Annotated in this window: 17 protein-coding genes and 2 tRNA genes; 4 read left to right on the top strand and 15 right to left on the bottom strand. The window is 71.8% G+C overall.

What is annotated here, in order from left to right; translation table 11 throughout:
- Positions 1–357 precede the first annotated feature (357 nt).
- The 3 genes from ACWDX6_RS00405 to leuS form a co-directional block, all read right to left on the bottom strand.
- The gene (locus ACWDX6_RS00405; RefSeq protein ID WP_451482713.1) at positions 358–1,203 is read right to left on the bottom strand and encodes a DegV family protein; all 846 of its coding nucleotides are present in this window, start codon (positions 1,201–1,203) and stop codon (positions 358–360) included.
- A 123-nt stretch (positions 1,204–1,326) separates the two neighbouring features.
- The gene (locus ACWDX6_RS00400; RefSeq protein ID WP_451482712.1) at positions 1,327–2,121 is read right to left on the bottom strand and encodes a hypothetical protein; all 795 of its coding nucleotides are present in this window, start codon (positions 2,119–2,121) and stop codon (positions 1,327–1,329) included.
- 159 nt (positions 2,122–2,280) lie between these two features.
- Positions 2,281–5,157 (bottom strand): leucine--tRNA ligase, encoded by a 2,877-nt coding sequence (leuS, locus tag ACWDX6_RS00395; protein ID WP_451482711.1) that lies wholly within the window; start codon positions 5,155–5,157, stop codon positions 2,281–2,283.
- A 394-nt stretch (positions 5,158–5,551) separates the two neighbouring features.
- On the opposite strand from leuS, the gene ACWDX6_RS00390 reads away from it, so the two are divergent.
- Positions 5,552–6,733: a hypothetical protein gene (locus ACWDX6_RS00390; RefSeq protein WP_451482710.1), complete on the top strand. Its 1,182-nt coding sequence runs from the start codon at positions 5,552–5,554 to the stop codon at positions 6,731–6,733.
- Positions 6,730–8,307 (top strand): NADH-ubiquinone oxidoreductase-F iron-sulfur binding region domain-containing protein, encoded by a 1,578-nt coding sequence (locus ACWDX6_RS00385; RefSeq protein ID WP_451482709.1) that lies wholly within the window; start codon positions 6,730–6,732, stop codon positions 8,305–8,307. The genes ACWDX6_RS00390 and ACWDX6_RS00385 overlap by 4 nt, the downstream gene beginning before the upstream one ends.
- Before the next feature lie 115 nt (positions 8,308–8,422).
- On the opposite strand, the gene ACWDX6_RS00380 is transcribed toward ACWDX6_RS00385, so the two are convergent.
- A tRNA-Ala gene (locus ACWDX6_RS00380) sits at positions 8,423–8,495 on the bottom strand.
- 122 nt (positions 8,496–8,617) lie between these two features.
- Between ACWDX6_RS00380 and ACWDX6_RS00375 the strand changes: the two genes are divergently transcribed.
- Positions 8,618–9,835, top strand: coding sequence for a glycosyltransferase 87 family protein (locus ACWDX6_RS00375; RefSeq protein ID WP_451482708.1), 1,218 nt, complete (start codon positions 8,618–8,620; stop codon positions 9,833–9,835).
- Here ACWDX6_RS00375 and ACWDX6_RS00370 read toward each other — a convergent pair.
- From ACWDX6_RS00370 to ACWDX6_RS00335, 8 genes are all read right to left on the bottom strand, one after another.
- Complete coding sequence (locus tag ACWDX6_RS00370; protein WP_137989347.1) at positions 9,804–10,037, bottom strand: hypothetical protein; 234 nt, start codon at positions 10,035–10,037, stop codon at positions 9,804–9,806. The two genes, ACWDX6_RS00375 and ACWDX6_RS00370, sit on opposite strands and share 32 nt — an antisense overlap.
- A 3-nt stretch (positions 10,038–10,040) precedes the next feature.
- Positions 10,041–10,244: a hypothetical protein gene (locus ACWDX6_RS00365; RefSeq protein WP_451482707.1), complete on the bottom strand. Its 204-nt coding sequence runs from the start codon at positions 10,242–10,244 to the stop codon at positions 10,041–10,043.
- A gap of 165 nt (positions 10,245–10,409) precedes the next feature.
- Positions 10,410–10,482 (bottom strand) — tRNA-Ala (locus ACWDX6_RS00360).
- 96 nt (positions 10,483–10,578) lie between these two features.
- Positions 10,579–11,232, bottom strand: a complete 654-nt coding sequence (locus ACWDX6_RS00355) for a histidine phosphatase family protein (protein ID WP_451482934.1) — start codon at positions 11,230–11,232, stop codon at positions 10,579–10,581.
- Positions 11,229–11,666 carry a ribosome silencing factor gene (gene rsfS / locus ACWDX6_RS00350; RefSeq protein ID WP_451482706.1) on the bottom strand — a complete coding sequence of 146 codons (438 nt, stop codon included), beginning with the start codon at positions 11,664–11,666 and terminating at the stop codon, positions 11,229–11,231. The genes ACWDX6_RS00355 and rsfS overlap by 4 nt, the downstream gene beginning before the upstream one ends.
- 107 nt (positions 11,667–11,773) lie before the next feature.
- Entirely contained in the window at positions 11,774–13,495 is a 1,722-nt protein-coding gene (locus ACWDX6_RS00345; protein WP_451482705.1) for an LCP family protein, read from the bottom strand.
- Between the two features lie 19 nt (positions 13,496–13,514).
- A complete protein-coding gene (nadD, locus tag ACWDX6_RS00340; RefSeq protein ID WP_451482704.1) occupies positions 13,515–14,135 on the bottom strand; it encodes a nicotinate-nucleotide adenylyltransferase in 621 nt (206 codons plus the stop codon).
- A gap of 52 nt (positions 14,136–14,187) precedes the next feature.
- A complete protein-coding gene (locus ACWDX6_RS00335; protein ID WP_403288804.1) occupies positions 14,188–14,346 on the bottom strand; it encodes a hypothetical protein in 159 nt (52 codons plus the stop codon).
- Between the two features lie 226 nt (positions 14,347–14,572).
- Here ACWDX6_RS00335 and ACWDX6_RS00330 point away from each other — a divergent pair, with 226 nt between their 5' ends.
- Positions 14,573–15,736: a M48 family metallopeptidase gene (locus ACWDX6_RS00330; protein ID WP_451482703.1), complete on the top strand. Its 1,164-nt coding sequence runs from the start codon at positions 14,573–14,575 to the stop codon at positions 15,734–15,736.
- On the opposite strand, the gene ACWDX6_RS00325 is transcribed toward ACWDX6_RS00330, so the two are convergent.
- The 3 genes from ACWDX6_RS00325 to ACWDX6_RS00315 form a co-directional block, all read right to left on the bottom strand.
- On the bottom strand, positions 15,721–16,803 hold the full coding sequence (locus tag ACWDX6_RS00325; RefSeq protein WP_451482702.1) for an SCO2583 family membrane protein: 1,083 nt from the start codon (positions 16,801–16,803) through the stop codon (positions 15,721–15,723). The genes ACWDX6_RS00330 and ACWDX6_RS00325 overlap by 16 nt on opposite strands.
- A gap of 61 nt (positions 16,804–16,864) precedes the next feature.
- The gene (locus tag ACWDX6_RS00320; RefSeq protein ID WP_451482701.1) at positions 16,865–17,464 is read right to left on the bottom strand and encodes an SCO2584 family spore wall biosynthesis protein; all 600 of its coding nucleotides are present in this window, start codon (positions 17,462–17,464) and stop codon (positions 16,865–16,867) included.
- Positions 17,465–17,589: 125 nt separating this feature from the next.
- On the bottom strand, positions 17,590–18,873 hold the full coding sequence (locus tag ACWDX6_RS00315; protein ID WP_451482700.1) for a glutamate-5-semialdehyde dehydrogenase: 1,284 nt from the start codon (positions 18,871–18,873) through the stop codon (positions 17,590–17,592).
- Positions 18,874–18,975: the final 102 nt, after the last annotated feature.

Below are 18,975 nucleotides of genomic sequence, written 5' to 3'. Positions count from 1 at the left end.
AGCAGCGGACGTACCGGAGGTGACGCCGGCGCCGGCGGGTGGGAAGAGGGCGTCGCCCCGGTGCCTGACGGTCGCGCGGGTCGCCGCGACCGCGTGTCGCCCCCGGGACCGCCGCCGGGCGCGGCCGTCCGATCCCGGGGCGCGACCGGGGCCGCTGGTCGCCCTCGGTGCCCTCACCGGGGACGCGGTCGCCTCGGAGGGAGATGAGTGAAGTGCCTGACGTGCCGTGAAACCAGTGCGAAGAGCCATGCACGAGACGGTAGGCACATCGGCGGGAACCCGCTGAGACGCCTCGATTCCGGTGCATTACTGACCGGTTGTGGAAAAACGCGTCACTCCCACGGGTGACGGAACACCTCAGCGGGGTGAGACGACGACCGCGAGCAGGCCCGGGCCCGTGTGCGCGCCGATCACCGCTCCCACCTCACTGACCTGCAACGCCTCCACGCCTGTCAGTCGCTCACGCAGGCGCTCGGCCAGCACGGCGGCCCGCTCGGGCGCGGAGAGGTGGTGCACGGCGACATCCACCGGGCCGGAGCCCGCCCGCTCCACGGCGATCTCCTCCAGCCGGGCGATGGCCCTCGACGCCGTGCGTACCTTCTCGCGCAGTTCGATCCGGCCCCCCTCGAGTTCGAGGAGCGGCTTCACGGCGAGCGCGGAGCCCAGCAGCGCCTGCGCTGCCCCGATGCGCCCACCCCTGCGCAGGTATTCGAGCGTGTCGACGTAGAAGAAGGCGGAGGTGCCCGCGGCCCGCTTCTCGGCCGCGGCGACCGCCTCGTCGAGCGATCCGCCCGCCTCCGCGACCTCGGCCGCCGCCAGTGCGCAGAACCCGAGCGCCATCCCCATCATCCGGGTGTCCACCACCCGTACGGGCACGGGTGCGTCCTTCGCCGCCAGCACGGCGGCGTCGTACGTGCCGGAGACCTCGGCGGAGAGGTGGAGCGAGACGATGCTCCGCGCGCCGGCCTCGGCCGCGGCGCGATAGGTCGCCGCGAAGACCTCGGGGCTGGGACGCGAGGTGGTCACCGGCCGCCGTTTCTGGAGCGCCTGGGCCAGGGACCGCGCCGAGATCTCGGTGCCCTCCTCAAGGGCCCGGTCGCCGATGACGACGGTCAGCGGTACCGCTGTGATGCCGTGCCGCTCCATCGTCTGCGGTGGCAGGTAGGCCGTGGAATCGGTGACGATCGCGACATGCCGGGACATGAGCGGGAGGTTACCCGCCAAGGCCGCCCCGCGGCAGCCCGGCCCTCGCACGGAAACGGGCCATGTCACCGCGCAGGAGGGGTCTCCCGTCCTGGCGCGCGGTCAACCGGTGTCAGCGCCGCCTCAGTTGGTGGTCTCGGGCCGGGCGGACTTCTCCCAGGGATAGGCCGTCTGCCGAGGATCGCGGGGCGTGATCGCGGGCGGGGTCCGCTGACCCTCGCCGCCCTTGGGGGCGGTGGCACCGGAAGCACCCGAGGCCCTCCCCGGCTCCGCCTCGGCTTCCGCCGGCCACACCTGCCCCGGGTCGGCACCGGGCGCGGCGACGCCTGCCTCGGGCCACGAGAAGTCGGCCGTGTCACGTCCCTGGGCGTCGGTCACCGTCCAGTGGCGCAGCGCGCCCGCCTCCAGGTCGATCTGCGCACTCAGCGAGGACAGGTCGTCCTCCGCGAACCTGCGCGCCCGGTCCCGGGCGGCCCAGCGCAGTGAGTCCGCCGACTGTGTGATCTGTTCCGTACGCTGCCGCAGCTCGGGGAGCTGACCGGCCACCCTCGTGCGGTCCGGCTCCCGCTCCAGGCGCTTGAGCTCCTCGTCGAGCTCCTGACCGTGGGCGCTCAGCCGGTGGAAGAGGTCCAGGGTCTCCTTCAGCGACGCGTCCTCGGCGGCACCTGCCCGCAGGGCCTCCTGCGTGGCCCGCATCGAGGTGCGCAGCGAGAGCCTCAGCTGGGCCAGTTCACCGGCGACCCCGATCTGGCCGTAGCTCTTGGCGCGCAGTGTGGTGTCCTCGACCGTGCGCCGGGCCTGTGTGATCGTGCGGTCGACACCGCGCTTGGCGGCCTTGGCGACCTTCACGGTGGCGTACACCCCCAGCGCCACGAAGGCGAAGAAGAGCAGCGCCATGATCACAATCGCGGCTTCCATGTGCGCCCCTCCGGCGTCGGTCGAGTTCCCCGGCTCGCGAGTCGCCTCGCGCGTCGGGTCTCCTCAGCTGTCGTTCTCCACGGTAAACGCAGCGGGCAGGATGAGGGTTCCATCGGAACCCCCAACCTGCCCGTAGGGGAAAGCCCCCATGCCTCGTCGTCAGCCGGCCACGATGTTGACCAGCTTCGGCGCGCGCACGATCACCTTGCGGATCTGCGCGCCGCCCAGCGCCGCGACCACGTTCGCGTCACCGAGGGCCAGCGCCTCCAGCTCCGCGTCGCTGATCGACGGCGAGACCTCCAGACGCGCCTTGACCTTGCCCTTGATCTGCACGACGCAGGTCACCGTCTCGTCGACGACGTACGCCGGGTCGGCGACGGGGAAGTCCTGGTGGACGACCGAGTCGGTGTGGCCGAGCTTGCGCCACAGCTCCTCGGCGATGTGCGGGGCCAGCGGGGCGACCAGCAGCACCAGCTGCTCGGCGACCGGCCGCGACACCGCTCCGCCCGCCTTGGTCAGGTGGTTGTTCAGCTCCGTGACCTTGGCGATGGCGGTGTTGAACCGCATGGCCGCCATGTCCTGCGAGACGCCGTCGATCGCCTTGTGCAGGGCGCGCAGCGTGTCCTCGTCGGGCGCGGTGTCGACGACCGTGACCTCGCCGGTCGACTCGTCGACGATGTTGCGCCACAGCCGCTGCAGCAGCCGGTACTGGCCGACCACCGCGCGCGTGTCCCAGGGGCGCGAGACGTCCAGCGGGCCCATCGCCATCTCGTACAGGCGCAGGGTGTCGGCGCCGTACTCGGCGCAGATCTCGTCCGGGGTGACCGCGTTCTTCAGGGACTTGCCCATCTTGCCCAGAACACGGCTGACCTTCTCGCCCTGGTACCAGAAGCCGCCGTCGCGCTCCTCGACCTCGGCCGCCGGCACCGCGATCCCGCGCGCGTCGCGGTAGACGAAGGCCTGGATCATGCCCTGGTTGTACAGCTTGTGGAACGGCTCGGCGGAGGAGATGTGGCCCAGGTCGAACAGCACCTTGGACCAGAACCGCGCGTACAGCAGGTGCAGTACGGCGTGCTCGGCACCGCCGACGTACAGGTCGACGCCACCGGTCGGCATGCCCTCGCGCGGGCCCATCCAGTACTGCTCGATGGCCGGGTCGACCAGCTTCTGGTCGTTGTGCGGGTCCAGATAGCGCAGCTCGTACCAGCAGGAACCGGCCCAGTTGGGCATGGTGTTGGTCTCGCGGCGGTACTTCCTCGGCCCGTCGCCCAGGTCCAGGGTGACGTTGACCCAGTCCTCGTTGCGCGACAGCGGCGTCTCCGGCTGGGTGTCGGCGTCGTCCGGGTCGAAGGTGCGCGGCGAGTAGTCGTCGACCTCCGGCAGCTCCAGCGGCAGCATCGACTCGGGCAGCGGGTGCGCGATGCCGTCCTCGTCGTACACGATCGGGAAGGGCTCGCCCCAGTAGCGCTGGCGGCTGAACAGCCAGTCGCGCAGCCGGAAGTTGACGGTGCCCTCGCCGATGCCCCGGTCGGCCAGCCAGGCGGTGATCCTCGCCTTGGCCTCGACGACGCCCAGGCCGTCCAGCGTGACGTCGCCGTTCGACGAGTTGATCAGCTTCGCCTCGTACGAGGAGAAGGCGTCGTCCCAGGTGGACGGGTCGGTGCCGCGGCCGTCGCTCGGCTCGACGACGCAGCGCATCGGCAGCTCGAAGGCGCGCGCGAAGGCGAAGTCCCGGGAGTCGTGCGCCGGGACGGCCATGATCGCGCCGGTGCCGTAGCCCATCAGGACGTAGTCGGCGATGAAGACGGGGACCTGCTCGCCGCTGACCGGGTTGGTGGCGTACACGCCGGTGAAGACGCCGGTCTTGTCCTTGGCCTCGGCCTGCCGCTCGACGTCGGACTTGGAGGCGGCCTGCTTGCGGTAGGCGTCGACGGCCTCGGCGGGGGTGGCGTGGCCGCCGGTCCACACGTCGTGGGTGCCCTCGGGCCAGGCGGCCGGGATGATCTTCGCGGCGCCGTCGACCAGGGGGTGCTCGGGGGCCAGGACCATGTAGGTGGCGCCGAACAGGGTGTCCTGGCGGGTGGTGAAGACGGTGATGGCGTCGGAGTCGCCGACCTGGAAGTCGACGCGGGCGCCCTCGGAGCGGCCGATCCAGTTCCGCTGCTGCAGTTTGATGGCCTCGGGCCAGTCCAGCGCGTCCAGGTCGTCCAGCAGGCGGTCCGCGTAGGCGGTGATGCGCATGTTCCACTGGCGCAGCTTGGCCTTGAAGACGGGGAAGTTGCCGCGCTCGGAGCGTCCGTCGGCGGTGACCTCCTCGTTGGCCAGGACCGTGCCCAGGCCGGGGCACCAGTTGACGGGGGCGTCGGAGGCGTACGCCAGGCGGAAGTCGCCCAGGACGTCGGCGCGCTCGGCGGCGGTCAGCTCGCTCCACGCGCGCGTGCCGGGGACCTCGCGCGTGCCGTTCTCGAACTGCTCGACCAGTTCGGCGATCGGCCGGGCCCTACCGGCCTCGTCGTCGTACCAGGAGTTGAAGATCTGCAGGAAGATCCACTGGGTCCACTTGTAGTACTCCGGGTCGATCGTGGCGAACGACCGGCGCTTGTCGTGGCCCAGGCCCAGCCGGCGCAGCTGGACCTTCATGTTCTCCATGTTGGCCTCGGTCGACACGCGCGGGTGCGTGCCCGTCTGCACGGCGTACTGCTCGGCCGGCAGGCCGAAGGCGTCGAAGCCCAGGGTGTGCAGCACGTTGTGCCCGGTCATGCGCTGGTGGCGGGCGAAGACGTCGGTGGCGATGTAGCCCAGCGGGTGGCCGACGTGCAGGCCCGCGCCCGACGGGTACGGGAACATGTCCATGATGAACTTCTTGGGCCGGGCGGCGATATCGGGGTCGCCCGCCAGGTCGCCGGTGGGGTTCGGCGCCTCGTACGTGCCTTCGGCGTCCCAGAAGTCCTGCCAGCGTGCCTCGATGTCGGCGGCCATGGCCGCCGTATAACGATGCGGGGCCGCCGTCTCGGCAGCCGAATTCATCTCGCTCATGATCCTTGAAGCTCCATCGATCGTCTCTGCCCACTGCCACGAAATGCCACGAAATGAAAAATCCCCTCGCACAGGAGGGGACGCCGCGCCGATTCCGACCGGATCTTTCATCCGTCGGGACTGATCAGCGCGGCTCGCTAAGCAGAAGGCGTACGGCACGCATGGCGTCAGGGTACCGCAGGGCCCGAGCGACCCGCACCGACGTTCCGTCCGCTGGGCCGCAGGGCGCCCGAGGCGCCCGGGTTACTCCGCGTATCGCCCCTATCCAGGGCAACCCCAGAGTCAGTTGCGCGTCGCGCCCCGCGTAAACGAGCAAACCACCTACCGGTCGGTATGCAGCGACTTAGCATGCGGCAACGGGACCGCTTATCCGCACCATTCCGGAGTCGCCCCCATGAACCCTCATCGCAAGATCCGTTCTTCTCCCGCCCTGCGAACCGGTTTGAGCCGGCCGGTCCGGGGCGGGCTTTCGGTCGCGGGACTGGTGATCATTCCGCTGCTCGCGATAGGCGGCAGTGACGGTTTCCGGGCCGCGCTCGACTTCACCACCGGTGTGCTGTCGCTGGTGGCGCTGACCGCCTCGGTCGCGTGGGGCCTCGTCGCCACCGACCGCCTGCTACTCTCCGCGCGTCACCGGCTGCTCGCGCAGGGCGTCCACCGCGCCACCGCCGTCGCCTCCCTCGGCTTTCTGCTGCTGCACGGCACGATCAAGGTCTCCCTCGGTCATGTCGAGCCGATCGGCGCGCTGATCCCCTTCGGCCTCGGCATCACCGGCGCGGCCGGTCTGATCGGCTTCGGCTCCCTCGCCGGTCTGCTGATGGTGATCGCCGCCGCGACCGGCGCTCTGCGCAGCACCCTGGCCTGCCGGAGCCGGTTCGCCGCCCACTGGCGGCCGCTGCACATGCTGGCCTACCCCGCGTGGTGCTTCGCCCTGGTCCACGGCCTGTACGCGGGCCGGCCGGCCGCCGGCTGGGTCGTGGTCGTGTACTGCCTGGCCCTCGCGGCGGTCGCCGCGGCCGTCGCGCTGCGCCAGTTGCCCGCCCCGGCGCAGCGCGAGCTCGCCGACCGGCTGGCCGCGTTCCTGACCTCCCTGGAGGGCCGCGGCCGCCGCGGTCGCCGCGGTCGACCGGCCGCCGGGCGGCCCCCCGGGACCCAGCGGCGCGACGAGGGGGAGCCGCCCCCCGACGAGCCCCCCACGCTGTCCGCCGAGTGGCTGGACCGCCCCGTCGCCCGGCCCCCGGTGAACGCGCCGCCGCCTCCGCCCGTACCCCAGTTGTACGAGACGGCGCCACCGCCCCCGCGCGCCGGCGCGGGTTTCTCCGCCGCCTATCGCGCCGTCTCCCGCAGCCCGTTTCCCGCCCCGAACCCGCCCGCACCCGTCGACCCCGGCGCCCCGCTCGCCGAGCGCGTCCCCATGACCGAGGAGCTTCCCGTCGTCCCCGACCCCTCTCCCCGCCCGCCTTCCTCCCGACCGGGCTACTGGCCCACGCCCTCGCCCACGATGCCGACACCGACCCACGCGAGCCCGCCGCCCGCGGGTGAGCCCTGGACCGCGCCCGGAGGGGACCGCCCGTGAACCGACCCCTCCCCGACGTCCCCGAGGTCCGCGTGGTCGGTCTGCCGCAGCTCACCCAGGGCTTCGACCTGGTCGAGCGGCTCGGCCTCGCCATGCACCTGAAGGTGCACGGACCGCTGGAGCCGATGAGTGGCGAGCGGCTCGCCCAGCTCACGGACGAGATATCCCTGCACGGGCGCGGTGGCGCCGGTTTTCCCTTCGGCCGCAAGCTGAGGGCGGTCGCGCAGGCGGCGATCCGCCGCGGTGTGCGCCCCGTCGTGGTGATCAACGGCAGCGAGGGCGAGCCGGCCTGCCGCAAGGACACGGTGCTCCTCAACCGCGCGCCGCACCTGATTCTGGACGGCGCCCTGCTGGCGGCCGAGGCGCTCGGCGCCCGGACCCTGGTCGTCGCCGTCACCCGCAACTCCACGGAGATCTCCGTCCGGGCCGCCCTGGCCGAACGCGGCCTCTCCGACCGGCGGGGGCAGGCACTACGCGCGCGTGTCGTCCGTACTCCCGAGCGGATGGTCTCCGGCGAGGCGTCGGCGGTCGTCCGCGCGGCGGGCGGGGGCCCCGCTCTGCCCATGGGCCGCCGTGAGCGCGCGGCGGAGTCGGGGGTGGGCGGCGCGCCGACCCTGCTCTCCAACGCCGAGACGTTCGCCCAGCTGGCCGTCGCCGCCCGGATCGGCCCGCGCCGCTTCGGCCACACCGGCCTGGACTCCGAGCCCGGCACGGTCCTCCTGACGATCTCGGGGGCGGTCGCGCGCCCCATGGTGGTCGAGGTCCCGACGGGCGTCCCCCTGCGGTACGTGCTCCAGCTGGCAGGTGCCCCGGCGCTGCCGCAGGGCGTCCTCACCGGCGGCTACCACGGCAACTGGATCGACTCGACCGCCGTCCACAACGCCGTCGTCTCGCGCGCCTCCCTGGCGGCCGTCGGTGGCGCCCTGGGCGCCGGGGCGATCCTGCCCATCGGCCCCGAGACGTGTCCGCTCGGCGAATCACTGCGGGTGGCGAACTGGCTGGCGGCGGAGACGGCCGGCCAGTGCGGGCCCTGCCGGCTCGGTCTGCCCGCGGCGGCCGGCGGTCTGTCGGACGTGCTGAACGGCGGCGGCCCGGCCGCGCTGGAGGCGCTGCGGGAGGTGACGCAGGCGGTGAAGGGCCGCGGCGCGTGCAAGCATCCCGACGGCTCGGCCCGCTTCTTCGCCTCCACGCTGTCGGCGTTCACGGACGATCTGGCCGCCCATGTCCTCGACGGCGGCTGCGGCCGCCCCACGACGGGGGTGCTGCCGCTGCCCGGTCCCGGCTACCAGGACCTGGAGGAGTCCATCCCGAGCGGCGAGAAACTGGCCGTGGACTGGACCCTGTGCCAGGGGCACGGACTGTGCGCCGACATCGTGCCGGAGCTGATCAGGCTGGGCCCGGACGGCTATCCGGCCCTGGCCGACACTTCCGTACCGGTGCATCTGCGAGGACGCGCGCAGCGGGCCGTACGCCGCTGTCCCGCGCTGGCGCTCCGGGTGGAGGCGCCGCCCGCGGAGCGGTCCGTCCTGCCGCCGGTCACGGGCCGCAAGGCGCTGGGAACCGGCCTGGGTTGACGCTGGCACGCACGTCGGCACACGCGGCGCACGTCCGCACATGCCGGCACATGCCGGCACATGCCAGCACACGAAGAAGCGGGTCATCCGATCCGGATGACCCGCTTCTCTTCTGTGGAGCTAAGGAGAATTGAACTCCTGACCTCCTGCATGCCATGCAGGCGCTCTACCAACTGAGCTATAGCCCCGTGCTGTCCGCCCCGTTTCCGGGGTTTCCCCCGCGGCGACAGACAGAACATTAACCGGCTCTCCGGGGGATCACCAAATCGTTTCCCTGGGGGCCGGAGGACGGCAGGTAGGGTCCCCCTCTGTGACCGTGTCCGTCCTCTCCCGAGCCCGCGCCCGCCAGTGGCCCCTCGCCACCGCCGCGGCGGTGTGCCTGCTCTCCTTCATCGCCTTCTGGGTGGCCCAGCGCCTGGCCCACGTGAACATGCTCGACGTGATGGTCTACCGGGCCGAGGGCGAGACGGTCCGGGCCGGCGGCGATCTCTACGCGATGCGCGCCACCTCGGCGAACCTCGCCATGACCTACCCGCCGTTCGCCGGGCTGCTGTTCGTCCCGCTGACGCTGGTCGGCGTCCCGCTGATGCGGACGCTGGCCACCGCGGGGAACCTCCTCCTGGTGATCGCGCTGGTCCAGCTCTCGCTCCAACTGGTCCGCCCGGCCCTGCCGCGCGAGGAGCTGTGGCGCAGGACGTTCTGGGTGGCCGCCGCCGTGGTCTGGTGCGAGCCGGTGTGGACGACGCTGCGGTACGGCCAGATCAATCTGCTCATCGCCGTCGCGGTGCTCTGGGACCTCACCCGGCGCACGGGACACCGCTGGGCCGGGGTCGGCATCGGTCTCGCCACTGCGGTGAAGCTCACACCCGGGCTCTTCGTCGTCCTCCTCCTCGCCGCCGGTCTGTTGGTCCTCCGGCGCGACAAGGGCTGGAACCCGTGGCTGCGCGCGGCCGCCACGGCGACCGCGACGTTCCTCACCGCGACCCTGCTCAGCGCGCTGGTCCTGCCGTACGACTCCCGGCGTTTCTGGACCGGGACGCTCTTCGAGAGCGGCCGGGTGGGCTTCGCCGAGGAGACCGCCAACCAGTCCCTGCGCGGGGTGCTCGCCCGGCTGATGCACACCGACGATCCGGGCATGTGGTGGGCGGTCACCGCGGCCGTCTGCGGCGGTGCGGCGATGGTGTTCGCGGTACGGGCCGCGCTGCGCGGGGACAAAGCCCTGGCGGTGGTGGTCTCCGCGGTCACGGCGCTGATGATCAGCCCCATCTCCTGGTCCCACCACTGGGTGTGGTGCGTACCGCTGCTGCTCCTGATAGCGGACCGGGTGAAGCCGGTGTGGCCGGTGCTGGTGCCGGTGGCGCTGGCGTTCGCCTCGTTCGCGCTGTGGTGGGTGCCGCACGACCCGGGGCGGCCCGAACTCGACCAGAACGCCGGTCAGATGGTGCTCTCCGCCATCTATCCGCTGACGGTGACGGTGCTGTTCGCCGGGTACGGCGTCAGGCGGTGGCGAAGGAGTAGAACCGCTTGAGGGTGCAGTGCTCGTCGAGGAGCCGTCCGTAGATCGGCTCGCCCTCGAGCTCGCGGTAGGTCTCGATGGGGTCGCCTTTTATGATCAGCGCCCGCGCGCACTCCTCGCACCAGTACTGGTACTCGGTGTTGACCGGGTCCATGTCGCGGACGATGGGCGTACCGCTGCCGCACCAGTCGCACTTCCGCCTGTGTGCACCCATCACTCAGCTCCAGCTGTGGCCGCAGGACGTGCACACATAGGACACTCCCCCGTTGTCGCCGAGCACTTGGGCGACCTGGGCAGAGCCGCACGAGGGGCAGTCGAGCCGGGCCCGGGCGCCGCCCTCGGCCCCGGGGTGGTCCTCGACGGGCTCCGCGACGGTATCGACCTCGGCACACTCGGCACCATCGGAACCGCTCGCGGCCATGCGCACACTCCCTCCCGTCCGGACCCTCGTCCCCTCCGGCCGTGCCGATTCTGCCATGGCGCCGCAAGAGAGGGCAGCGCGCTTGGGCCGATACGGAGGAGGAGGGCGCGCAGGGGAGGGAAACGACGAATCCCGCCCCCTACTGGGGACGGGATTCGGTGACTGTGGAGCTAAGGAGAATTGAACTCCTGACCTCCTGCATGCCATGCAGGCGCTCTACCAACTGAGCTATAGCCCCTCGTGTTCTTCGCGCTCCGCGCTGCGAACAAGAAGAACTTTAGCCTGTGACCTGCCGGAAAGTGAAATCCGGGGCTTCGGGCGGTGCCGCGGCCGGTCAGTCGTCGTCGCCGAGGACCGGTTCGGGCAGCGTGCCGGCGTTGTGCTCGAGCAGACGCCAGCCGCGGGCCCCCTCGCCGAGGACCGACCAGCAGCAGTTGGAGAGCCCGCCCAGGCTCTCCCAGTGACGCGCCTCCAGGTCGAGGAGACGGCCGATGGTGGTGCGGATGGTGCCGCCGTGGCTGACGACGACCAGCGTGCCGTCCTCGGGCAGCTTGTCGACGTGCTCCAGGACCACCGGGGCGGCCCGGTCGGCCACCTCGGTCTCCAGTTCGCCGCCGCCCCGGCGCACGGGCTCGCCGCGCTTCCAGGCGGCGTACTGCTCGCCGTACCGCGCGACGATCTCGTCGTGGGTCAGGCCCTGCCACTCCCCCGCGTACGTCTCGCGCAGGGCGGAGTCGTACGCGACGGGGTGGCCGGTGAGGGAGGCCAGCTCGCTCGCGGTGGCCGCCGCCCGCTTCAGGTCGGAGGCGATGATCGCGTCCGGCTTCAGCGAGGCGAGGAGCCGGGCGGCCCGGCGCGCCTGGGCGACACCGGTCTCGGTCAGCTCGATGTCCGTGGAGCCCTGGAAACGGCGCTCCAGGTTCCAGGAGGTCTGGCCGTGGCGCCACAGGACGATGCGGCGGCCCTTGCCGCCCTTGGTGCCGTTCAGCTCAGCTCACCGTCCGCTCCGTCGGCGCCGGTGAGGCGGGCGTGCTCCGCCGCCTTGCCGCGCGTCTTCAGGGCGTCCTCGGGCAGGGACAGCTCGGGGCAGTCCTTCCAGAGCCGCTCCAGGGCGTAGAAGACCCGCTCCTCGCTGTGCTGGACGTGGACGACGATGTCGACGTAGTCCAGGAGGATCCAGCGGGCGTCGCGGTCGCCCTCCCGGCGCACCGGCTTGGCGCCGAGCTCCTTGTTCAGGCGCTCCTCGATCTCGTCGACGATCGACTTGACCTGGCGGTCGTTGGGAGCGGAGGCGAGCAGGAAGGCGTCGGTGATCGACAGCACATCACTGACGTCGTACGCGATGATGTCGTGCGCGAGCCGGTCGGCCGCCGCCTGGGCGGCGGCGTTGACGAGCTCGATGGAGCGATCCGTGGCGGTCACAAGCAGGCTTTCGTCGGCGGTCAGAGACACCTCAAGGGTCTCACGTACCGCCGACCGCCCCGTAAACCTTTACGGGGCGGTACGGCGAGGGGAAGGTCACCCGCTGGTCAGCCCTTGCTGCCGGGGATCCTGTAGTCCTCGCCCAGCACCACGGTGACCTCCGCGTTTCCGGCGGCCTTGCCCTTCTTCACCGAGCCGGCCGGCAGCCCGAGCGTCTTGGCGACCTCGCTCGCCGTCGCCTTCTGGGCGTCGTCGGCGTAGAGGACCTCGGACTTGTTCTCGGTGTCCGTCCCGGAACCGCCGGCGAAGGCGAAGCCGCCATTGATCAGGACGATCCGGGCGGCCTCGGTGGCGCCGTCGTCACCGGTCGCGTTGCGGATCGAGACGCGGGCCGCCGCTCCCTTCTCGGGGGCGCTGACCTTGCCGCCGAGGATGTCCTTGACCACGCTGTCGGCGGCGTCCTCGCTCAGCGAGCCGTCCTGCTCCACCGGGAGCAGCGCCGTCTTGTGGTCGCCGACCTTGGCGTGCTCGGCCAGCTTGGCCAGCGAGGCGCCGAGGTCCTTCTCCGGCAGCGAGGGGTCGAGGATCTGGGCGAGCGTCTCGATGGTGACCGTGGCGGCCTCCGGGTCGTCGGAGAGCTTCCGCAGCACGCCGTACATGACCTGGCCGAACCGCTGCAGCTGCTTGGCCTCGGCCTCGCCGGGCGCGCGGTAGGTGGCGTAGGCGACGGCGGCACGGCCGTTGAGTGTCTGGTTCTCACCCTTGGGGACGAGCGGGGCGTCGCCCTTCTTCTCGCCGGGCACCTCGGTGTCGGTGGTGACCTCGATGTTGCTGACCAGCTCGACGAGGTTCTCCAGGTACGGGGTGTCGAGCCGCCATGTTCCGGTGATCCGGGTGCCGAGGAGGTTGCCGATCGCCTCGCGGGTGCCGCTGGAGCCGTCGTCCTCGACGGATTTGCCGAGCGTGGTGGTGGTGCCCTCGGCGTCGGCGACGGAGAGGGCATTGGGGAGCAGGACGGTGGTGCCCTGCTTGGTCGTGGTGTTGTCCACCAGCAGGGCGGTGGAGGTGCCGCCGCCCTTGGTGTCGTGGAGGTGGACGACGATCGTGTCGCGCTTCTGCGGGCCGGTGGCGGTGCTCTGCGGCTGACCGTCGTCGGACGTGCCGGGGAGCATGCCGGCGGACCAGAGGTAGCCGACACCGCCGACGGCGGCGAGGACGAGGACGACGACCAGGGCGACGACCCGGTTGCGGCCGCGGCGCCTGGCCTCCTCGCGCCGCTCGGAGCGGCTCTCGGTGAACTTCAGCCAGTCGATGACGTCCTCGGAGTCCTCGTCGGGCTCCTCGATGAACGAGAACTGCTCGGTGCGGTAGGCGCGCTCGTCGCCGCCGTCGCGGTCGCGGTCGTCCTGGGGCGCCGGGCGCTGGCCGGGGACCCCGGCGGGCGCGGCGACGGGGGTCGTCACCGGGGCCGGGGCGGGCTCCGCCTGGGCGGCCCACTGGCCGGTCTGCTGCGGGCCGGTGTCGTAGTCGTAGGGGGTGTAGCCGTAGCCCTGGGGCTCCTGCGACTGCTGGGGCTGCTGGGTTTCCTGCGGCTGCTGCGCGTACGGGTCGTACTGCTGCTCCTGCGCCTGGAGCGGCCGGCCGTAGGCGTCATAGCCGTCGTAGGCGTAGCCCGGCTGCGGCGCCTGCTGCTGGGCGTACGGGTCGTACTGCTGCTGCGCCTGCGACGGAACCTGCTGGTAGACCGGCTGCCCGTACTCGTCGTAGCCGACGATCTGCGGCTGCGCCTGTGGGTAGTACGGGTCGTACGGGTTGTGCTGATCGTTCACCGGTGCCCCTCTCCGAGGCTCACTCGCCGCGGTACAACTGGCGCTTGTCGATGTAGCGCACCACGCCGTCCGGCACCAGGTACCAGACCGGGTCGCCCTGCGCGACCCTGGCCCGGCAGTCGGTGGAGGAGATCGCGAGCGCCGGCACCTCGACCAGCGAGACCCCGCCCTTGGGCAGGCCGTCGTCCGTCAGGTCGTGGCCCGGGCGGGTGACGCCGATGAAGTGGGCGAGCGAGAAGAGTTCCTCGGCGTCACGCCAGGTGAGGATCTGCGACAGCGCGTCGGCCCCGGTGATGAAGAAGAGGTCCGAGTCGCTGTTGAGGGAGCGCAGGTCCCGCAGGGTGTCGATGGTGTACGTCGGGCCGCCGCGGTCGATCTCGATCCGGCTGACCGAGAACTGCGGGTTGGACGCGGTGGCGATGACCGTCATCAGATAGCGGTCCTCGGCCGCCGAGACGGCCTTGTCGCTCTTCTGCCACGGCTGCCCGGTCGGTACGAACACCACCTCGTCGAGGTGGAACAGGGCGGCCACCTCACTGGCGGCCACCAGGTGTCCGTGGTGGATCGGGTCGAACGTCCCGCCCATCACGCCGAGTCGGCGCTTGCCGCGACTGCCAGTAGGCACTTCCTGCTCTCCCATGCGTGCAGAGCCTACTGGCACGGCGTCGGCCGCCGGATCCGCGGTCCCCGGCTCAGCGGTCGCGGTTGAAGCGGGTGGTGATCCACAGCAGGAGGAGGAGCGCACCGAGCGCGCCGAAACCGGTGAGGTAAGGGCTGAGGCTTTCGTGGTTGCCGCCGTGCTCGCCCTGGGCGAGCGTGACCAGGTTGGCGGCGGTGCTGTGGAGGCTCATCTTCGGCAGGACCTATCGATCGGGAATGGGAGCGGAGACTTCGCCCACATCGTATGCGGGGCATTCGGGCACGCTCACGCCGACTCAGTCGTTGGCGACGGTGTCGTCCCCGACGATATCCACAGGCCCGGCGATATCCACAGGCCCGGGCGCACCGCGGGCCCAGCGCCTAGGCTGTGGTGCGTCAGGGGGACGAGCAAGGTCTCGTACGAGCAGGGGGCACACCATGACCGAGAAGTCCGACAACCAGCAGGCGAACGTGCCGAGCAGGCAGCGCAAACGCTTCCCCGGCATCTCCTCGCGCGCCTACGAGCATCCCGCCGACCGCTCCGCCCTCGTCGCCCTGCGCAGGCTGACCGGCTTCGACACGGTCTTCAAGGCCCTCAGCGGACTGCTGCCGGAGCGCAGCCTGCGGCTGCTCTTCCTCTCCGACTCCGTACGGGTGAGCGACGCCCAGTTCACGCATCTCAACGACATGCTGAGGGACGCCTGTTACATCCTGGACCTGGAGAAGGTCCCGCCGATGTACGTCACGCAGGACCCGCAGCCGAACGCGATGTGCATCGGCCTGGACGAGCCGATCATCGTGGTCACCACCGGGCTCGTGGAGCTCCTCGACGAGGAGGAGATGCGGGCGGTCGTGGGCCATGAGGTGGGCCACGCGCTCTCCGGGCACTCGGTGTACCGCACGATCCTGCTGTTCCTCACCAGCCTGGCGCTGAAGGTGGCCTGGATCCCGCTGGGGAACGTCGCGATCATGGCGATCGTGACCGCGCTGCGGGAGTGGTTCCGCAAGTCGGAGCTGTCGGCGGACCGGGCGGGGCTGCTGGTCGGCCAGGACCTGCAGGCCTCGATGCGCGGTCTGATGAAGATCGCCGGCGGCAACCATCTGCACGAGATGAACGTGGACGCGTTCCTCGCCCAGGCGGACGAGTACGAGAAGGGCGGCGATCTGCGCGACTCCGTGCTGAAGATCCTGAACGTGCTGCCGCGCTCGCACCCCTTCGCCACCGTCCGGGCCGCCGAGCTGAAGAAGTGGTCCGAGTCCCGTGACTACCAGCGGATCATGGACGGGCACTACCCGCGGCGCTCCGAGGACAAGGACACCTCGGTGAGCGACTCCTTCCGCGAGTCCGCCGGGCACTACGCCGACTCGGTCCGCACCAGCAAGGATCCGCTGATGAAGCTGGTCGGCGACATCGCGGGCGGCGCGGGGGACCTGGCCGGTGATCTGGGCGGAAAGCTGCGCAGCCGGTTCGGCGGCGGAGCCTCGCGCGGCGGAGCGGACGGGGAGGGCGCGACGCCCGGCGGGACTCGCGGGAGCGAGGGCGGCACCGAGGAAGGCGGCGGGGAGAGCGGCACCGCGAAGGGCGGTCAGAGCGAGGGCTGAGCGCCCGGCGCCAGCGCCCCGCAGAGCGACGCGACGGCGGGCCGGCCCGTGGCGTACGGGTCGGTGACCGCCGGACCGCCGGAGGCGGAGACCCGCTCGCCGGCCAGGAGCGGCTTCAGGGCTCCGGCGGCCGCGCCGCCGCATGCCTGCGGGCCGGCCTGGACGACGCTGGTCAGCAGCTCGGCGCGGTGCATCCGCAGATCCTCGCGGTCGAAGCGGAAGTGCAGCTCGCGATGGACCGTGAAGAGGGAGGCCCGGGCCGTGGGGCCGGCGCCGGAGGTGGCGGGGCGCACGGCGTAGGTGAAGGTGTGGTCGGCGGTCACCTCCAGCATGTCCGTCGCCGTCTCCGCGAAGCGGAGGGTGCCCTGGACGCGGGGGGTCGGGTCGGCCAGCTCGACCTTCCCCGGGTCGAAGCGCACGAGCCAGCCGGAGACGGCGTGCCGGCCGTCGTCCTTCGACGACTCGACGCTCCGGTCGAACTGCTCCAGCTGGTCCGGGTCGAGCAGCAGCCGGACGGGCCGCACCGTCACCCCGGTCAGCACGTCGGGCTCGAGCGAGGAGGCGACGAGATAGTCCTTGGCGATGCTGAGGGCCGTGACCACCTGGCTCTCCGAGAAGTGGCCGGTGCGCCCGGCGTCCGGGAGGTTGATGCCGGCGGCGCCGCCGCGGTACTCGGCGGCGGGGCTGCGGGCGAACAGCTGGGCCGGTTCGCCCCCGGCCACGGGGCCCTGCGGGGCCAGTGGGACCACGGTGATCCGCAGCGGTTCGGCCCGCTGGTCGCCGGGGGGCATGTAGGGGTTGCGGACGCCGAGGTAGATGGCGGTTCCGAAGGCGAGGAGGATCAGCAGCACCAGCAGGACGGCCTGGCGGGAGCCGCTCCTGGTCTCCCGGACGCCGGAGAGGGTGCGGACGGGCTGGGCGTGCTCGCCCATCCGCTCGGCGGCGGAGAACTCCTGCAGCCGGGCAGCGCGGACGAACGATTCGTCGAAGACGACGGATCGGTACTCGTCCTCACCACCGCCGGGGTCGGGTGCCGTCCCCTCAGGCGGGTCGCCACGCCCTGCCATACCTTCAGGGTAGGTCCGCCGGAGCTCCGGTAAACGCCCAGGTACACGACAGTTCCAACGATCACGGCGTCCGGGGAGCGGCCGGGACCGGGGGCGGGGAGTAGGCGGCGGAGGCGGAGGGCGCCGTGACGGCGGGAGGCACGGCGCGCGGCTTGTCGATGCCGGTGGTGGCCGGGGCGGGGATCCGGTCCTGCCGGTTGGCCGAGGCTCCGCGGTAGACGGCGGTGAAGGCGAGGGCGACCATGCCGACGCCCATCACGAGGGCGAGCACCCAGGCGACCGGACGGTGCCAGCGGGCGCTGCCCCGATAGGGGCGCAGGGCGCCGCCGTGCGGGCCGTACGGCCCGCAGTCGTCGGCGTCGTCGGCGTCGTCGGAGTTCCAGCTGTCGGCGTAGCGGCCGCCGTAGGGGTCGTCGGGGTCGTCACCGCGGAGCTCGTCCGGGACGCCGGCCGTCCTGGCGCGGGCGGCCTCGGCCTCGGCACGCGCCTGCGCGGCCGCGAGCAGCCGCTCCACGGCGGTCGGTTCATGGATCTCGGCGGCTCGGACGAAGTCCTCGTCGAAGACCACGGTGGCGTAGTCCTCGTCCGCGCCCCCGCGGTCGTCAGCATCGTCAGGGTCCACGCCGTCCGGGAACGGCTTGCCCCCCACGTCGTCCGGCACGCTTTTCAGAGTAGACCTGGGAGGTGGTTCTGGGCAGGGAGAGTGCGAACCGTCCCCGCCCGTCCGGCCCTCTTTCCGGCCTCGTTCGGCGCCGCGAGGATGGAGCCGAACGGGTGAAATCGGGGTTACCGCGTGTGACCGTCGCCGGTGACGATGTACTTCGTCGAGGTCAGCTCCGGCAGGCCCATCGGCCCGCGCGCGTGGAGCTTCTGGGTCGAGATCCCGATCTCGGCGCCGAAGCCGAACTGGCCGCCGTCGGTGAAACGGGTGGAGGCGTTGACGGCGACGGTGGTGGAGTCGACCAGCTGGGTGAAGCGGCGGGCCGCCGCCTGCGAGGTGGTGACGATCGCCTCGGTGTGGCCGGAGGACCAGAGCCGGATGTGGGAGACGGCCGCGTCCAGCGAGTCGACGACGGCGGCGGCGATGTCGTACGAGAGGTACTCGGCCTCCCAGTCCTCGGTGGTCGCGGGGACGACGGTGGCCTTGGAGCCCTCGGCGTGGGAGAGGACCCGCTCGTCGGCGTGGACGGTGACCCCGGCCTCGGCGAGGGCGGCGAGCGCCCGGGGCAGGAACGCTTCGGCGATGTCCTGGTGGACCAGGAGCGTCTCGGCGGCGTTGCAGACGCTGACCCGCTGGGCCTTGGAGTTGACCAGGATGTCGACGGCCATGTCGAGGTCGGCCTGGGCGTCGACGTAGACGTGGCAGTTTCCGGTGCCGGTCTCGATGACCGGGACGGTGGACTCCTCGACGACCGTACGGATGAGGGAGGCGCCGCCGCGCGGGATCAGGACGTCGACCAGGCCGCGGGCGCGCATCAGCTCGCGTACCGAGTCGCGGGACTCGCCGGGGACGAGCTGGATGGCGTCGGCGGGCAGGCCCGCCCCTCCGACGGCGTCGCGCAGGACCTTCACCAGGGCGGTGTTGGAGGAGTACGCGGAGGACGAGCCGCGCAGCAGGACGGCGTTGCCGGACTTCAGGCAGAGGGCGGCCGCGTCGACGGTCACGTTCGGGCGGGCCTCGTAGATGATGCCGACGACGCCGAGCGGCACGCGGACCTGACGCAGGTCGATGCCGTTGGGCAGGGTCGAGCCGCGGACGACCTCGCCGACCGGGTCGGGCAGGGCCGCGACGTCGCGGACGTCGGCGGCGATGGCCCGTACGCGCTCGGGGGTGAGGGTGAGCCGGTCGATGACGGACTCGCTGGTGCCGGCCTGGCGGGCGCGCTCGACGTCCTCGGCGTTGGCCTCGACGATCTCGGCGGTGCGGACCTCGAGCGCGTCCGCGATCGCCAGCAGGGCGTCGTCCTTGGCCGCGCGCGGAAGTGGCGCGATTTCGGCGGCGGCGGAGCGGGCACGGTAGGCGGCCTGGGCGACCGGGGACAGATTGTCGAGGGGCGTGAGCGAGGTCATGTCCGCAGGGTACTGGCACCGCTGCGGACATCCCTCACGTTTCCCGTCCGTATCCCGCACTCCGAGACATCTCCCGGACGACCCCGGACGCCCCGGAAGGGC

Source organism: Streptomyces sp. NPDC003027 (genome assembly GCF_053591435.1).
The sequence above is the reverse complement of the archived record's forward strand: the minus strand, read 5'-3'. Positions and strand labels throughout refer to the sequence as shown.

Excerpts from the sequence above, each read along its gene's own strand:
- ACWDX6_RS00365 (WP_451482707.1), bottom strand. The coding sequence starts at position 10,244 with ATGGCCGCGAGCGGTTCCGATGGTGCCGAGTGTGCCGAGGTCGATACC.
- ACWDX6_RS00370 (WP_137989347.1), bottom strand. The coding sequence starts at position 10,037 with ATGGGTGCACACAGGCGGAAGTGCGACTGGTGCGGCAGCGGTACGCCC.
- ACWDX6_RS00390 (WP_451482710.1), top strand. The coding sequence starts at position 5,552 with ATGAACCCTCATCGCAAGATCCGTTCTTCTCCCGCCCTGCGAACCGGT.
- ACWDX6_RS00405 (WP_451482713.1), bottom strand. The coding sequence starts at position 1,203 with ATGTCCCGGCATGTCGCGATCGTCACCGATTCCACGGCCTACCTGCCA.
- leuS (WP_451482711.1), bottom strand. The coding sequence starts at position 5,157 with ATGAGCGAGATGAATTCGGCTGCCGAGACGGCGGCCCCGCATCGTTAT.
- ACWDX6_RS00330 (WP_451482703.1), top strand. The coding sequence starts at position 14,573 with ATGACCGAGAAGTCCGACAACCAGCAGGCGAACGTGCCGAGCAGGCAG.
- ACWDX6_RS00325 (WP_451482702.1), bottom strand. The coding sequence starts at position 16,803 with ATGGCAGGGCGTGGCGACCCGCCTGAGGGGACGGCACCCGACCCCGGC.
- ACWDX6_RS00400 (WP_451482712.1), bottom strand. The coding sequence starts at position 2,121 with ATGGAAGCCGCGATTGTGATCATGGCGCTGCTCTTCTTCGCCTTCGTG.
- nadD (WP_451482704.1), bottom strand. The coding sequence starts at position 14,135 with ATGGGAGAGCAGGAAGTGCCTACTGGCAGTCGCGGCAAGCGCCGACTC.
- ACWDX6_RS00315 (WP_451482700.1), bottom strand. The coding sequence starts at position 18,873 with ATGACCTCGCTCACGCCCCTCGACAATCTGTCCCCGGTCGCCCAGGCC.
- ACWDX6_RS00335 (WP_403288804.1), bottom strand. The coding sequence starts at position 14,346 with ATGAGCCTCCACAGCACCGCCGCCAACCTGGTCACGCTCGCCCAGGGC.